Source organism: Campylobacter sp. VBCF_04 NA7 (assembly GCF_027737405.1).
Classification (GTDB): Bacteria; Campylobacterota; Campylobacteria; order Campylobacterales; family Campylobacteraceae; genus Campylobacter_B.
Genome location: NZ_JAOVTT010000002.1, coordinates 144,759 through 159,719 on the forward strand (window position 1 = coordinate 144,759; position 14,961 = coordinate 159,719).

At 39.8% G+C, this 14,961-nt stretch carries 16 protein-coding genes; 7 read left to right on the plus strand and 9 right to left on the minus strand.

What is annotated here, in order from left to right; translation table 11 throughout:
* Positions 1–55 precede the first annotated feature (55 nt).
* The gene (locus OFO00_RS02505; RefSeq protein ID WP_270864753.1) at positions 56–1,171 is read left to right on the plus strand and encodes a DUF362 domain-containing protein; all 1,116 of its coding nucleotides are present in this window, start codon (positions 56–58) and stop codon (positions 1,169–1,171) included.
* Between the two features lie 193 nt (positions 1,172–1,364).
* Here OFO00_RS02505 and OFO00_RS02510 read toward each other — a convergent pair whose 3' ends face one another.
* The 4 genes from OFO00_RS02510 to OFO00_RS02525 form a co-directional block, all read right to left on the minus strand.
* The gene (locus tag OFO00_RS02510; RefSeq protein WP_270864754.1) at positions 1,365–2,351 is read right to left on the minus strand and encodes a cation diffusion facilitator family transporter; all 987 of its coding nucleotides are present in this window, start codon (positions 2,349–2,351) and stop codon (positions 1,365–1,367) included.
* 83 nt (positions 2,352–2,434) lie between these two features.
* Positions 2,435–3,202, minus strand: coding sequence for a UDP-N-acetylmuramate dehydrogenase (locus OFO00_RS02515; protein WP_270864863.1), 768 nt, complete (start codon positions 3,200–3,202; stop codon positions 2,435–2,437).
* Between the two features lie 60 nt (positions 3,203–3,262).
* Positions 3,263–4,372: a hypothetical protein gene (locus OFO00_RS02520; RefSeq protein WP_270864755.1), complete on the minus strand. Its 1,110-nt coding sequence runs from the start codon at positions 4,370–4,372 to the stop codon at positions 3,263–3,265.
* 254 nt (positions 4,373–4,626) lie between these two features.
* Positions 4,627–5,490, minus strand: a complete 864-nt coding sequence (locus OFO00_RS02525; protein WP_270864756.1) for a menaquinone biosynthesis family protein — start codon at positions 5,488–5,490, stop codon at positions 4,627–4,629.
* A 124-nt stretch (positions 5,491–5,614) separates the two neighbouring features.
* Here OFO00_RS02525 and recA point away from each other — a divergent pair, with 124 nt between their 5' ends.
* Genes recA through OFO00_RS02555 form a run of 6 tightly spaced genes read left to right on the plus strand, consistent with a single transcriptional unit; the run spans position 5,615 to position 10,451 of the window.
* Complete coding sequence (recA, locus tag OFO00_RS02530) at positions 5,615–6,652, plus strand: recombinase RecA (protein WP_270858502.1); 1,038 nt, start codon at positions 5,615–5,617, stop codon at positions 6,650–6,652.
* On the plus strand, positions 6,652–7,902 hold the full coding sequence (gene eno / locus OFO00_RS02535; RefSeq protein ID WP_270864757.1) for a phosphopyruvate hydratase: 1,251 nt from the start codon (positions 6,652–6,654) through the stop codon (positions 7,900–7,902). The genes recA and eno overlap by 1 nt, the downstream gene beginning before the upstream one ends.
* On the plus strand, positions 7,902–8,450 hold the full coding sequence (locus OFO00_RS02540; protein ID WP_270864758.1) for an FtsB family cell division protein: 549 nt from the start codon (positions 7,902–7,904) through the stop codon (positions 8,448–8,450). The genes eno and OFO00_RS02540 overlap by 1 nt, the downstream gene beginning before the upstream one ends.
* Entirely contained in the window at positions 8,447–9,181 is a 735-nt protein-coding gene (locus OFO00_RS02545) for a hypothetical protein (protein WP_270864759.1), read from the plus strand. The genes OFO00_RS02540 and OFO00_RS02545 overlap by 4 nt, the downstream gene beginning before the upstream one ends.
* A 9-nt stretch (positions 9,182–9,190) precedes the next feature.
* Entirely contained in the window at positions 9,191–9,823 is a 633-nt protein-coding gene (locus tag OFO00_RS02550) for an NAD(P)H-dependent oxidoreductase (RefSeq protein ID WP_270864760.1), read from the plus strand.
* A gap of 10 nt (positions 9,824–9,833) precedes the next feature.
* Positions 9,834–10,451, plus strand: coding sequence for a hypothetical protein (locus tag OFO00_RS02555; protein WP_270864761.1), 618 nt, complete (start codon positions 9,834–9,836; stop codon positions 10,449–10,451).
* A 109-nt stretch (positions 10,452–10,560) separates the two neighbouring features.
* On the opposite strand, the gene OFO00_RS02560 is transcribed toward OFO00_RS02555, so the two are convergent.
* The 5 genes from OFO00_RS02560 to rpsK form a co-directional block, all read right to left on the minus strand.
* The gene (locus tag OFO00_RS02560; RefSeq protein ID WP_270864762.1) at positions 10,561–12,366 is read right to left on the minus strand and encodes a Na/Pi cotransporter family protein; all 1,806 of its coding nucleotides are present in this window, start codon (positions 12,364–12,366) and stop codon (positions 10,561–10,563) included.
* Between the two features lie 155 nt (positions 12,367–12,521).
* A complete protein-coding gene (gene rplQ, locus OFO00_RS02565) occupies positions 12,522–12,878 on the minus strand; it encodes a 50S ribosomal protein L17 (protein ID WP_270858509.1) in 357 nt (118 codons plus the stop codon).
* 9 nt (positions 12,879–12,887) lie between these two features.
* Entirely contained in the window at positions 12,888–13,907 is a 1,020-nt protein-coding gene (locus OFO00_RS02570; protein ID WP_270864763.1) for a DNA-directed RNA polymerase subunit alpha, read from the minus strand.
* Between the two features lie 10 nt (positions 13,908–13,917).
* Positions 13,918–14,544, minus strand: a complete 627-nt coding sequence (gene rpsD, locus OFO00_RS02575) for a 30S ribosomal protein S4 (protein ID WP_270864764.1) — start codon at positions 14,542–14,544, stop codon at positions 13,918–13,920.
* Positions 14,545–14,562: 18 nt separating this feature from the next.
* Positions 14,563–14,955: a 30S ribosomal protein S11 gene (gene rpsK / locus OFO00_RS02580; protein ID WP_270864765.1), complete on the minus strand. Its 393-nt coding sequence runs from the start codon at positions 14,953–14,955 to the stop codon at positions 14,563–14,565.
* Between the last annotated feature and the right edge of the window lie 6 nt (positions 14,956–14,961).

Below are 14,961 nucleotides of genomic sequence, written 5' to 3' on the forward strand. Positions count from 1 at the left end.
AATATTATATAATACTAAATATACTATATAAGTTTAAGAAAGAGAGGTATATGCTATGGAAGATATAAAAAGGCGCAAGTTTGTGAAAATGGCAGGAGCCGCAGCGGCACTTGGTGCTCTCTCAAACTATGCTAGCGCAACGGAGAAAAAAGAGGGAACAAACGCGTCTAAAACCCCAGTCCCTGGTGTCGGTGGAGAGCGCTATATCCCGTATGAGCAGCGCAAAGGGCCTGAGTCTTATGTATATTTTACAAGGGATCTTTCACCAGCAGGACTTACTAAAATATTTGATAAAATCAAAAGCGTATTGGTCGGCAAAGTTGCACTCAAACTCCACACCGGAGAGCCACACGGACCAAATATTATTCCACGCCCATGGGTAAAGGAGCTTATGAGCTCTCGTCTTTCTAATGCCTCTATTGTAGAGACAAACACATATTACGCAGGCGCAAGGTATAACACAGAAGATCACCGCAAAACTCTCGAAACAAATGGCTGGACTTTTTCTAGGGTAGATATAATAGACGAAGCTGGGACAGCGTTGCTACCGGTGCCACATGGTAAATGGTTTAACGAAATGTCTATGGGAAAAAATATCCTTGATTATGATTCGTTTCTTGCCCTTACTCACTTCAAGGGACACATGATGGGCGGATTTGGCGGTTCGAATAAAAATATCGGTATCGGTTGCGCTGACGGACGAATAGGCAAAAAATGGATCCACTCCGCAGAGGGTAAAGATCAGTGGAGCATCAGCGAAGAAGAGCTTATGGAGCGCATGAGCGAATCTACCAAAGCAATAACGACATATTTCGCTCACAAAATCGCCTTTATAAATGTATTGCGCAATATGAGCGTTTCTTGCGACTGCGAAGGAACTGCCGCAGCTCCTGTTGTAACTCCCGATATCGGCATCGTCGCCTCGCTTGATATCCTAGCAGCAGATCAGGCATCAGTTGATCTCGTCTATGCCTTGCCAGAGTCATCAAAGCACGATCTCGTCGAGCGTATAGAAACTCGCCATGGTCTTAGACAGCTTTCATATATGAAGGAAATGGATATGGGCAACGACCGTTATCACCTGATAGATATAGATAACGGCGATGTGGAAATCAAAGTAGCAGACGCCGTAAAGGGTATCAGCGGAAAATGGGTAAATGATGGTCAGTGAGTAAAACTATCAGTAAAATTCATTGGGCATAAATTTAAAATTTTATGCCCAATCTGTCATTGCGAGAAGCGATAGCGACGAAGCAATCTACGAATTTAAAATTCAAGGTTAGTGTTTTTGCAAAATTTCAAAATTTTGCCTAAAATTTAAGAAATCGTTCAATGTTAAATTTCGCGCAAATTTAACACAAATTTCAACTCCACTCTGGCTGAAATGTGCAGTGTGCAATATGTAAATTTTGCATTAAATTTTGCGATAATTCGCATATAATTTGCGAAAATTTATCCAAATTTTCACGCTCGATTACGATATGAGCCGTCAAAACATAAAAATTATGCGTAATTTCGCTGAGGTGAATATCGTGCGTATCCAGCACAAACTCATGCGATAAAATTTCATTTTTTATGCTTTGTATAGGTATCGGCGAAGTTTCTAAAAGCACATTTACGCTATCTTTCGCCAAAGAATACGACCATTTTCCAATCACAAAGGCAATCATCATAGCCAAAACGCAATCCACCCAAAACGCACCCGTAAAATACACAATCACAGCACCCAAAATAACGCCAACCGAGCTTAGCAAATCGCTCATCATGTGTATGAAACTGGATTTTATATTTATGTTTTGCATATCGGCTTTGATTAGCAAAAGTCCGCTTATCGCATTTGCTACAAGCCCGATAAAAGCAGCCACCAAAAGGGTTTTTGCGTCTATGCTTTCAGGGTTTATTAGTTTGCACACAGCCTCATACACGATAAAAAGGGCGAACCCAAAACTCATAATAGAATTTACAAAAGCGACTAAAATTTCAGCTCTAAAAAATCCAAATGTCCGTTCATTTCCACCGCTAAATTCTGAAATTTTCACCGCAAAATAGCTTAGAGTTAGGGCAAAAGCGTGGCTAAACATGTGCAAAGTATCGCTTAAAAGCGCGAGAGAATTTGTAATAATAGAATAAACAAATTGAAAAATCATCGCAAAAATCGTAATTGCGATACAAATTTTAAGCATTTTTTTGTTTGTGTTCGCCCTCACTGCGCGGCTGTGATCGTGGTGCGAGTGAGCGTGGTCGCGAAAATGCTCGTGGCTGTGCGAGTTGCCATGAGAGTGGCTGTGTGAGTGCGACGCTTGGCTTGGGATAATAGGTTTATGGTTATAAAAATCGTGCTTGCAAGTCATGAAAAACTCCGTGATTAATTTGGCTAGCCTATATCGCAAATTCGCTTAAAATTTATTTATCGCAAACGCGCGCAAGCCCTGCGTTACAAAATCACCACTTCTTCGTGTAAATCCACGCTAAATTCGGCTTTCACGCGCATTTTGGCTAAATTTATAAGCGTGATTGCCTCAAAATATGTCGCACCGCCGTAATTGATAAGAAAATTTGCGTGGATCTCGCTAAATCCGCACCCGCCGACACGAAAGCCCTTTAAGCCCACTGCTTCGATGAGCCTGCCAGCGCTATCGCCCTGCGGGTTTTTAAAACAGCTTCCAAAACTTGCACCTTTTGGCTGATTTGCCCTTTTTTGCGCGATTTGTTCGCTTAAAATAGCGTCGAAACCGGGCGAAACTCTAAATTTAGCTTCCAAAATAATTCCGTTAATTTCGCTGTGGCGATAGGCGAAATTTAACTCGTCTTTGCTAAATTCGCCCTTGTTTGTGCGAACGCTTAGCAAATTTTGGCTGATTTCAAAGCCCATAAGTCCTGCGTTCATGGTTATTAAACCGCCAAGTGTGCCCGGGATATTTTTTAAAAACTCGAAATTTGCGAGATTTTCTTTTTTTGCGAAATTGTAAATTTTACCGCTTTTTGTTTTTGCACCGATTTTTAAAATGTCGTCATCAAGCGAAATAAAGTCAAATTTATCGCTTAAAATTCCTAATTGTGGCGGATTAGGCGAGATTAAAAGATTATTTGCACCACCCACTACAAAGCCATTAAATTCGCTATTTTCGTCTAAAATTTCAACTTTTTCCACGCCACCGATTTTCACCGAACTATATTTAGAAAAGTCAATTTCTTTATAAATTTTCGCCACAATAATGCCTTAAAATTTTTGCGTTATTATACAATATTTTAAAATTTTAAATCATTTTTCTTGCGACGGCAACTCAATTTTTTGTTCCACATGAATGGCATTATTTAGTAAATCCAACATTTCTATCATATTATAGTTTTTTGCAAAATTTATAAAGATATTTTTTGCTTTTTCATTTTCTAAAATTCCATTGTCAATCAAAATTTTTAAAGCATCTAAGTGATTTGATAGAGCAACATATTTAGCTGTAACAATTAAAGCTTTTTCTTTTTCTTCCATTAATTTTCTGTATTTTAGATATTCTCGCAAATATTTTATTCCATTTTTTTTCGCTTGTTTAAATTCCAATGAATTTATAAGTTTTTCATAGTTTTTGTCAATTCCATTTTTCCAATATGACATCAATTCATCATTGTATTTATCCATAGGGTCAAAAATACTAAAAAATAGTATTTTCTCATCAATTACTCCATTTTTTAAATAATATGAAAACATTTCAAAATTATCAGACATTAATGCAATATTTAGCACACTGTTTTCTGGATATTTATTTTTTTTGCTTATGTATTTACTATGTTGATTTATATTAAGACCATTTTTTAAAAGCATATCTGAAATTTTAATTTTATCTTTGTTTTCAAATGGAAATATTATTAAAGAAGCAAATAATGTGTTGTCTTTATATTTTAATTTGCTATTCAAATCTGGTTTATAGCTTAAAAGCAAATTTAAAACATTATAAAAATGCTCTTTATCAAAAGATTGTGTAGCCCACATTTGAGCCACTGGCACTTCTGTTGTAGTAAAAAACAAATCTTGATTTATTAAATTTGGATTTTTATCGAGCATTGATTTTAGATTTGAAAAATCCTTTGTTACAAAAGATTTTTCAAGTTCTAAAAAAACTTTATCTTCATCATCAATATCCAAATTTAAAATATCTTCTTCTAAAATTTCATCATAAAAATTTTGTAATTCTTGCTTTCTTTTTTCACACTCTTCTTTTTCGCAATTAACAAAAATATTCCAAACACATTGAGAAGAACTTTTGCAACTTGTATAATCTATTGATTGTAGATGATTTGACATCATTTCGTCTAATCTATGCGCAAAAATGAAATTTGTCAAAAAAAACATTAAAATTAAGATAATTTTTTTCATTAAATTCCTTATGAATTTTTGTATAAATAACTTTATTATTATATTAAAAAAATATAAATTCTTAAATTATAAATTAAATTATTTTTTATGATATATTAAAAAATTACAACTCAAAAAAAACGCCTGACGGCGTGGCTGGATTGCTTCGCTCGTTACACTCGCTCGCAATGACAAATTAGGCAAAATTTACACTCGATTTGTCATTGCCACGAATTTAAAATTTCAGGGCAGTATTTTTGCGAAATTTTAAAATTCTACAAATTCCTAATTTCCTTATACTCGCTTGGTATCAGCATATCCCTTACGCAAATTTGTTCGCTATAAAAGCCATGCGAAAAGCCCAAATCAAAAAGCTTTTGCACCGCTTTTAATTGCGTTTCGTTCATTGAAATCGAATTTTCATTTGCATACAGCCCTAGATACTTTTCTAATTTTTTATCATCAACCCGCACCAAATTTCGCTCAATTAGCATTTTTGATAGCAAAGATTTATTTGCGTGAGCGACCCGCACGGCATCAGTCAGCACCCTTTCGCACTCTATCGCGTCTGTGAGTGGCAGTGAGCGGCGAAGTGCCATACCACCAAGTGGAAGCGGTAAATTTTCGCCGTTTAACTCACTCCAAATATCCCAAATTTCGCGCTCCACGCACAAATCACTAGAAAAATCCAAAATGCTTTCGTGTATCAGCACCCCAGCATCGACTTCGCCGCTAAGCACGGCGTTTTCGATCTCTAAGAAATTTTTATAAACAATCCTAGCATTAGGGTAAGCAATGCGAAAAATCATCGCATTTGTCGTGTGTTCGCCACTTAGGGCGACTTTGAAATTTGGTTTTAGCTTCACGCCTTTTTTCTTTATCAGTTTTGGGCCATAGCCTTCGCCAAAGCTCACAGCCGTGCGAAGTAGAGCGTAATCAGCGTAAATTTTTGGATACAGCGCAAAAGAGATAGCACAAACATCGTAAGTCCCAGCCAAAGATGCTAAATTTAGCGTTTGAATATCGTCTGCGTGGTTAGAAAATCTCAGCCACGAAGAACCAACCCAGCCAAATTTTATCGCCATATACATAAAAATATCGTCCGCATCGGGCGAGTGAGCAACGCTAATGTTTTTCATAATCTTACCTTAAATTTGATTTTGTGCAATCATAACAAAAAAGGGTTAAATTTCGCCATATAACACAACCTATTATTAAAGTTATTTTGCTAAAATCAGCGGTAAATTTTTTTTAAGGAATACTATGGACGAAGGAAAGAAAAAAACCCTTGACGCCGCGCTAAAATCGATTGACAAAGCGTTTGGCAAAGGCACTTTGGTTCGCCTTGGCGATAAGCAAGTCGAGGCGATCGACGCAATCTCCACAGGCTCAGTCGGCCTTGATATCGCCCTTGGAATCGGTGGCGTGCCAAAGGGCAGAATTATCGAAATTTACGGACCAGAAAGCTCTGGTAAAACTACTTTGACACTTCATATCATCGCCGAGTGCCAAAAGGCTGGCGGAATTTGCGCTTTTGTCGATGCCGAGCACGCGCTAGATGTCAAATACGCCGCAAATTTGGGCGTAGATACAGACAATTTGTATGTGAGCCAACCAGACTTTGGCGAGCAGGCCCTTGATATCGTCGAAACCCTAGCCAAAAGTGGCGCGATTGATTTGATAATTGTAGATAGCGTCGCAGCGCTTACGCCAAAGAGCGAAATCGACGGCGATATGGGCGATCAGCATGTAGGACTTCAAGCCCGCCTTATGAGCCAAGCACTTCGCAAACTCACAGGTGTCGTGCATAAAATGGGAACAACGGTGATTTTCATCAACCAAATTCGTATGAAAATCGGTATGACAGGATACGGCTCGCCAGAGACCACCACAGGCGGAAATGCGCTGAAATTTTACTCATCAGTGCGTATTGATATTCGCAAAATTGCCACTCTTAAACAAAACGAAGAGCCAATCGGCAACCGCGCGAAGGTAAAAGTGGTCAAAAACAAGGTCGCTCCACCGTTTAAAGTGGCAGAATTTGACATTATGTTTGGTAAGGGCGTTTCCAAAGTCGGCGAGTTAATCGATTATGGCGTCAAACTCGACATTGTCGATAAAAGTGGCGCGTGGTTTAGCTATGGCGATACGAAGCTTGGTCAAGGCAGAGAAAATGCCAAAATTTACCTAGAAAATAACCCAAGCGTGGCTGATGAAATTCTAGGCAAAATAAAAGAACAAATGGGAAGCGAAGGCGTGAATTTAAGCGATTCTAGCGATGATGATAAAGGAGAAGAATAATGGTATTCGTAGAAAATGTGTATGCAATCGAGGTTTTAGATAGCAGAGGTAATCCGACGGTCAAAGCTACAGTCGAGCTAAGCGACGGCACGGTAGCGAGCGCAGTAGTGCCAAGTGGGGCAAGCACTGGCAAAAGAGAGGCTTTGGAGTTGCGCGATAAAGACGCGAGATTTGGCGGAAAAGGCGTGCTAAAAGCGGTCGCTAATGTAAATGAAACAATCGCTGAGGCAATCGTGGGAGCCGATGCGTATAATCAAAAATTTATCGATGATACTATGTTGGAGCTTGACGGCACCGAAAACTACTCAAATTTAGGCGCAAATGCTGTTTTAGGCGTATCCATGGCGGTTGCAAGAGCGGCTGCAAAAAGCCTAAATATGCCACTATATCGCTATTTGGGTGGGGCGAACGCTAGTATTTTGCCAGTGCCGATGTTTAATATTATCAATGGTGGCGCACACGCAAACAACAGCGTGGATTTCCAAGAATTTATGATTATGCCGTTTGGTTTCGATAATTTCAGCGACGCTTTGCGCGCAGCAGCCGAGATTTATCAAACTTTAAAGAAAATTCTAAACGACGCAGGTCATAGCACAGCTGTGGGCGATGAGGGCGGTTTCGCGCCAAATTTAAAAGACAACGAAGAGCCGATTAAAATCATTATGAGCGCGATTGAAAAGGCTGGATATAAACCAGGCGAGCAGATTAAAATCGCCCTAGATGTCGCTTCTAGCGAGCTTTACGAGGACGGAAAATACAAATTAGAAGGCAGAGAATTCACAAGCGAAGAGCTAATCGAATACTACGCGAATTTGTGCGAAAAATACCCAATTTTCTCTATCGAAGATGGTCTAAGCGAAGACGACTGGGACGGCTGGAAAAAGCTAACCGAGCGCCTTGGCAAAAAAGTGCAACTCGTAGGCGATGATTTGTTTGTAACAAACGAGAAAATTTTGCTAGAAGGTATCAAAAAAGGCGTAGCAAACGCGATTTTGATTAAACCAAATCAAATTGGCTCTGTTAGCCAAACCATGCAAACCGTCCGCCTAGCGCAACGCAACGGCTATCGCTGCATTATGAGCCACAGAAGCGGCGAGAGCGAGGACGCATTTATCGCTGATTTTGCGGTTGCGCTAAATACAGGCGAAATCAAAACGGGTGCAACTTCAAGAAGCGAGCGCAACGCAAAATACAACCGCTTGCTTGAAATCGAGTGCGAAAGCGACGAATTTTTGGGCAATAAACTATAATGCTTTTTAAAAAAAAGGGTAGTGGTGCGCGCGAGCTTGGCTCTTACGCCCAGCGCGCACAATTTGGCGATGATAGCGAAATTTTAAGCCAAATCGGGGCTAAATTTTACGATGAGCAAGAGGGCAAAAGTGAAAATTTAGCCCGAGATTTCTACGAGCAAGAATTTGGCGCAAATTCGGCGCAAAAGCCAAATTCGGGCGCAAATTTTACGCCAAATTCTAGCCAAAATTCGGGCGCGAAAACGAGCGCCTCGCAAAGCCCAAATTCTCAAAATTCGCCAAAATTTAGCAAACCTAGAAATTTCAGAAAAATCGAATCGCCATTTAAAAAGATCGCCATTGCGCTTTGCGGGCTAGTGGCTATCGCTTATGCTGGATTTTTCTTATACGATGTGCTTTTTGGCAAGCGCTCGTTGGAGGTTTTGCGAGATTTGCAAAAGCAAAAGGCGTTTTTGTTTTCGGATATCGAGAGGCTAAAAAGCGAAAATGCCGAGCTTCAAAAGACATATTTGGAGCGCAGATTGCTAGATCCGGATTTGGTTAAATGAAAATTTTACTACCCTTTTTATGCGCAGTTTTACTGCTGGCTGATACAAATTCTAGCGCGAATTTAGACGCCAATTCCACAAACAAAGACAAAAATTCAAGCGCAGAGCAAAATTTAAGTGCGCCTAAATTTCAAGTCATAAAGCCCATAATCCCGCCAGATGACTTCACCTCGCAGCTGTTTTCACTCCCCTCAAACGCCAAGGTAATCGAGCAAATCGTGGTGCGTTACAGCGACGAAAACGGCGCAACACAGGAAAAAATCATCGACATAAATCGCTCTGTGGATTGGCGAGATGATTTTATGCTAAGCGCACGAGCTAAACCTGCGCTTTCTAAAATTTTAGATGTTTCTGTCACTTCAAACGACCCAAATTTGGAGCAAAACGGCGGTATTTCTATGCCTAAGCCATATTTTACGCCACGCCTTGATTTGCCGTTAGAGACGATTAAATTTGATGATAAATTGCAGTTCGTTATCAAAAATCATAATCTTGAAATCATCACAAAAGATGAGATCAAATCCCTCGACACAAACAAAAGCAAATTTGCAAAAATCGAGCTTTTTAGGGACGAAATGAAGCTTAGTCAGGCTGGATTTATGGTAAATGTGGGCGGGTTTTATGACATTAATATCACCAGAGATGAGGGCTTTTACACCCTCGAAATCAGCGGCGAATCAAACGCTAGCTTTGAGAATTTCGCCAATGGCTACATAATTAAACTAAAATAAGGAGAGAGTATGACACATACAGAAATTTTAAATTTTCGCCACGCATGCAAAATTTTTGACGAAAACAAAAAAATATCAGACGAGGATTTCAGAGCAATCCTAGAAGCGGGAATTTTAGCTCCAAGCTCGACTGGGCTTGAACAATGGGATTTTTTGGTTATACAAAATGATGAAATGAAGCAAAAAATCTGCAATCTTTGCTGGAAACAGCCTCAAATCACCACCTCAGCGCGCCTTGTCGTAATCATGGCGAAAATTTCTGAGCTCAAAAACGGCAGTGAATACATCGCCAAAATGATTTCTCGCCGTGAGGACAAAAGCGCAGAAGAGCGCGAGGCAAGGGTAAAATTCTACGATGAATTTTTAAATGCAAATTTCAAAAATGACGATGAATTGCTATTTGGCTGGTCGCACGCTCAGTGTATGTTCGCAGCGATGACTATGATGAACGAGGCTGCAAGCCGTGGGATTGATAGCTGCGCAATCGAGGGGATTGATGATAGACTTGAACTTACAAGAGTGCTAGGATACGAGCCAAACGACCGCCGTGTGGCACTCGTGCTTCCGTTTGGATACCGCGTAAATCCACAGCCTAAAAAACTACGCCGTGCATTTGACGATGTCGTAAAAGTGATAAAATAAAGGAATTTTCGTGAAAAAGCTTTTTTCTTTTGCCCTTGTTTGCGCACTTTTTGCTGGTTGTGCGCACAAGGCCGAGTTCAAAAACGGCGCAGATGTCGCCCCGTATGATGAAAATATCCTAGTCGCAAACGCCATGCAGGAAGCCCAAATTTATATCCCGGCTGAGATTATGAGTGAGCAAACTTTCATCTCTTCAACTAGCCTTGGCAAAAAAAAGGATCTAACCCTTAGCCTTGGCGAGTTTGTCGGAGGCGAGACAAAGCGATTTATCGGCTCGTATTTGGTGCGAACAAATACGATAAGCGATGAAAAGCTCATAAGCCCTAGTGCGCTTTTAATCGTCCCGCAAATCAGCGATTTTAAATTTGGCTTTTATAGCGCAGACGGCTTTGATGTGACAGCAAAGCCATTTATAAGCTACGATTTGAAGCTTAAAATTCTAAAAAACGGCAAGCCGATTTATAATAAAACAATCTCTACAAACGAGAGAAATTTCGGTGATAGCGAGTTTTTCGGCGGAGGTGATGGCTCGTATGAGCAACTAGCCGAAATTTTCCAAAAAGCCCTTGCCAACGACTACGCAATCCATGCCAGAGAGATTATCGATACGATAAATTTGGCGGATTAATCCAAATGCCCCTTTATCAAAAGGGGCTAAATTTGGTGCGAATTTAAAAGAGCAAATTCGCGCAAAAGTAAAATTTCATGCAAAAGTAAAATTTTATAAAAGCGAAATTTCACGCCTCTTTTGGGCGCAGATTATCGCGTATGATTTCAAAATCATCGTTTTCTTTGCCGTAATTAAATGTAATTTCCACGATTTTTAAAAGCCTTGAAGTGATTTCATTGACGATCTCCATATCGTTCATCAGCGAGGTCGCCATTTTGTTTGAAATGAGCTTTTCGGCTAGAAGTTTATCGGGCGCAAGCGCGCTTTTGCGGTATTCTTCAAAAAGCGCCCTAAGCTCCTTCATACCCTCTTTGCTATCGATTTCGAAATCGCGCAAACTCTCCATAATGCGTAGCATTTTTACGATTTTTGCGCGCAGTTTGTCGTATTCGGCGCGGATATGTTCGTTCGATGAGCTCATAAATTTAAAGATATTTGGCTGGATTAGTTTGACATCTTTTAGCGTTTCGGCTAAAAGCAGGCTTGCCCTGCGGATATTCATAAAGCGCGTCAAATCGCTGTCTTTGGCGTTTGCGCTAGCGCCGATGAGATAGTCTGTGATTTGCGAGTAAAGCTCTTTGAAGCGGTTTTCGTAAAGCTCATCGAAATTTATCTCCTTTGGCTTCGAGCGTTTGGCGATAATCTCAGCCGAGCCAAGCTCTGAGCTAAGGTCATTTTTGCTAATGCTGATTGATTTTGCCACGATTGAGACGGTGTTAGAATACAACCTGCCCATTTCTTTGATAAGCAGGATAAATGCGGTATTTGGCACCTTTTGCGCGTTTTCATCGAGAAATTTTGCCTTGATGATTTTGGCGCGTTTGACCTTGCCGGTGATGATTTTGTTTAGTAAAATTTCGAGTTTTGAAATCAGTGGATAAAAAATCATGCACCCAAAAGTATTAAAAATCGTGTGAAAAACAGCGAGTTTGAGCGCGTAATCATCGCTTTTTATCCCCACATACGCACTCACCCAGTCTGTGGCAAGCACAAAGTATTTTATCAGTGCGATCACCAAAACAGCTGTGGCGACATTGAAAATCACATGGCCAAGCATTAGCCTTTTCCCGTCGAAATTTGCTGAAAGCGAGCCGATGACTGCCACGATTGTGCTTCCGATATTTGAGCCAATGGCGATTGCGATTGCGTTTTCGTAGCTTATTTGCGACGCGCCAAGAGCTGCGATGACAAGGGCGAGCGTGGCGTGCGAGCTCTGAGTCAGTATCGTAATGACAATACCCACAAATGTGTAAATCAAAAGCCCGCCAAACCCGCTCATAGCGTATTTTGCTAGATCGACCGTCTCTTTGATCTCCTCAAATCCGCCCTTCATATAGTGGATTCCTAAAAATAAAAGCCCTAAGCTAAATAAAAAATAGCCAAAACTTTTGGAATTTTGGTTTTTGGTGAATAAAAACAGCGAGCCTAGGATTATCAGAGGCATTGCGTAGTATGCGATTTGCGTTTTTAGCCCCAGCGCAAAGAGCCAACCGCCAGAAACCGTGCCTAAATTTGCCCCGCAAATGATAGCTAGCCCAGCGCTAAGCCCGATTAGCCCCGCGCTTAAAAACGATATCGCAAGCACGCTAACTAGGCCACTTGATTGCATGACAAAGGTCGTGATAAACCCAAAAAGGAAGCTTTTAAATTTGCTAGAAGTTACGCTGTGTAAGAAATTTTCAATTATGCTTAGACCGCTTAGGGCTTGGTTTAGCAAATTTATCGCAAAGATAAAAATGCAAATTCCAAAGGCGATTGTCATAAAGCTCTTTGAATACGCCATTAGCGCACAGGCGATGATAAGGATAAGGCCAAAGGCGATTTTGTGCCTTAAATCAATTAGTTTTTTTAAAAAATCATTTTGGATTTGCAACTTTTTCCTTTTTTTATTTTTGAGGCTTTTAAAAGTCGAAATATTACAATATTTTGCGTAAATTTGGGATTAAAATCTAAATTTAAAGGTTGAAATTTAAAGGGAAATTTGAAAAATTTTAAAATTTAAAATTCGGGATTTCTCCCGAATTTTGATTATTTGCTAATTAGCTCGATGTATGCCATCTCAGCTGCGTCGCCACGGCGAACGCGAGTTTTGATGATGCGAGTGTAGCCACCATTTACGCCCTCGTATTTTGGAGCGATTTCGGTAACTAGTTTGTTTGTTGCGCCTTTGTCTTGTAATGCAGCAAAAACAAATCTATGAGCTTCGCTATCGCCTTTTCTAGCTCTTGTGATTAGTTTTTCAGCATAACTTCTAAGCTCTTTTGCCTTAGGAAGCGTTGTCTCGATTTTGCCGCTATTTACTAGTGCGATAGTTAAATTTTTTAGCAGTGCAGCACGATGAGACGAAGTGCGACCTAGCTTTCTATATCCGTGATTGTGTCTCATTTATTATCCTTAATTTTTTGATTGTGCTTTAAGCTCTTCAAGCTTTTGTTTAAGGCTATCTTTTTTGCTTAAAAATTCTGGTTTATCATTACTCAATGGATAACCGATTTCTTCCATAATGCCTTTAATCTCTTCAAGAGATTTTTTACCTAAATTTTTAAGGTCTTTTAGCTCTGATTCGCTCATAATAGCGATTTCACCGACAAATTTAATATCGGCTTTTTCTAAGCAGTTAAAGCTTCTTGCGCTTAAATTCAAACTATTAATGCTTTCAAATAATTTAGCAAATTCTGAATTTGTAGGGATTTGTTTTCCCAAAGTATCAGAAATATTGATATTTACTATGCCTTTGAAAACGCTTAGTTGTTGATACATAGCCTCTAACGCATTTTTAAATGCGTCGATTGCGCTTACTTGTCCGTCAGTTGTGATCGTAAATACTACTCTTTCGAAGTCTGGGTTATCCTCGACTAGGACATTTTCGATATCATACACTGCTTTTGTAACAGGCGTAAAGAAAGCGTCAAGCGCGATATAATCGCTATCAAGAGTGTCTCTTATCTCTTCGCTTGGAACATAACCAATGCCCTTTTCTACGATTAGAGTAAATTTCAAATCGGCATCTTCGTTAATAGTAGCCAAATATGCGCTAGGATTTACTACATCGACCAAATCGTTGGCAAGATCGCTTCCGCAAATCTCTTTTGGTCCTTTGAAGCTGTATTCTACAACCTCTCTTTTTGAATCGCCTTTGATTTTAAATCTTAGGCTTTTCAAATTTATGATAAATGCAGCAACATCTTCGAGCATACCTCTCATACTATCAAATTCGTGGGTTACACCCTCGATTTTGACAGCAGTCGGAGCGAATCCGACAGTGCTAGTATATAGCAATCTTCTTAAAGGGTGAGCCAGAGTGACGCCGTATCCTGTCTCAAAAGGATATGCTACGATTTTAGCAACATTTTCGCTGACATTTTCAACCTTTAATTCAGTTGGCATATGAGCTGATGTTGTAATTTTTCTCATGTTTCACCTACTATTTAGAGTAAAGCTCTACGATAAATCTTTCCTCGACAGGAATAACTATTTCATCTCTTTCTGGAACGCGTGAGAAAATTCCGTATCTTTTCTCTTTCTCTACATCGACCCAAGCAACGATACCTGTTTGAGCTGTCAAATCAATAGCTCTTGAAATTTGAGGATTGTTTTTGCTTTTTTCGATAACTTCGATTTTTTGTCCAGCTTTTACATTGTATGATGGGATATCTAGTCTTTTTCCATCGACTAAAATATGTCCGTGAGTTACAAGTTGTCTTGCAAAACGGCGAGTTGTAGCAAAGCCCATTCTATAAACTACATTATCAAGTCTTTGCTCTAATAGTTGGATTAAAATCGCACCTGTGTTTCCATCGCGACGAGCAGCTTCTGCGAATAGTTTGCGGAATTGTTTCTCGCTTACGCCATACATAAATTTAGCTTTTTGTTTTTCTCTTAGTTGTGAGCCGTATTCGCTAAGTTTAGCGCGTCTTTGTCCGTGTTGGCCTGGCGCATAAGGTCTTTTTAGAAGAGCGCTTTTTCCAGCTAGTCTTCTTTCGCCTTTCATAAATAAATCAACGCCTAGTCTTCTTTCTAATTTTTCAACTGGTCCTGTATATCTAGCCATTATATTCTCCTAAATTTATTATACGCGGCGGCGTTTTGGTGGTCTGCAACCATTGTGAGCCAAAGGAGTAATGTCTTTTAAAAATGTAACTTTAATACCCTCAATAGCACCCACGCTCTTTACAGCAGTTTCTCTACCGCTACCTGGACCTTGAACTTTGATACCAACTTCTTTAATGCCATGCTCTTTTGCTTTGCCAAGCGCATCTTCTACTGCTTGTTGAGCTGCGTATGGAGTTGATTTTTTGCTGCCTTTAAATCCTAGTCCGCCAGCACTGCTCCATGCGATAGCATTTCCCATTTCGTCTGTAACTGTAATCATTGTGTTATTAAATGTAGCAGAGATATAAACGATACCTTTTGCTATATTTTTTCTAACGGTTTTTTTCTTAACAACTTTTCTTTTTGCCATTTCTCA

Coding starts and splice junctions, on each gene's coding strand:
- OFO00_RS02505 (WP_270864753.1), top strand. CDS start 56: ATGGAAGATATAAAAAGGCGCAAGTTTGTGAAAATGGCAGGAGCCGCA.
- OFO00_RS02510 (WP_270864754.1), bottom strand. CDS start 2,351: ATGACTTGCAAGCACGATTTTTATAACCATAAACCTATTATCCCAAGC.
- OFO00_RS02520 (WP_270864755.1), bottom strand. CDS start 4,372: ATGAAAAAAATTATCTTAATTTTAATGTTTTTTTTGACAAATTTCATT.
- OFO00_RS02525 (WP_270864756.1), bottom strand. CDS start 5,490: ATGAAAAACATTAGCGTTGCTCACTCGCCCGATGCGGACGATATTTTT.
- recA (WP_270858502.1), top strand. CDS start 5,615: ATGGACGAAGGAAAGAAAAAAACCCTTGACGCCGCGCTAAAATCGATT.
- eno (WP_270864757.1), top strand. CDS start 6,652: ATGGTATTCGTAGAAAATGTGTATGCAATCGAGGTTTTAGATAGCAGA.
- OFO00_RS02540 (WP_270864758.1), top strand. CDS start 7,902: ATGCTTTTTAAAAAAAAGGGTAGTGGTGCGCGCGAGCTTGGCTCTTAC.
- OFO00_RS02545 (WP_270864759.1), top strand. CDS start 8,447: ATGAAAATTTTACTACCCTTTTTATGCGCAGTTTTACTGCTGGCTGAT.
- OFO00_RS02550 (WP_270864760.1), top strand. CDS start 9,191: ATGACACATACAGAAATTTTAAATTTTCGCCACGCATGCAAAATTTTT.
- rplQ (WP_270858509.1), bottom strand. CDS start 12,878: ATGAGACACAATCACGGATATAGAAAGCTAGGTCGCACTTCGTCTCAT.
- OFO00_RS02570 (WP_270864763.1), bottom strand. CDS start 13,907: ATGAGAAAAATTACAACATCAGCTCATATGCCAACTGAATTAAAGGTT.
- rpsD (WP_270864764.1), bottom strand. CDS start 14,544: ATGGCTAGATATACAGGACCAGTTGAAAAATTAGAAAGAAGACTAGGC.
- rpsK (WP_270864765.1), bottom strand. CDS start 14,955: ATGGCAAAAAGAAAAGTTGTTAAGAAAAAAACCGTTAGAAAAAATATA.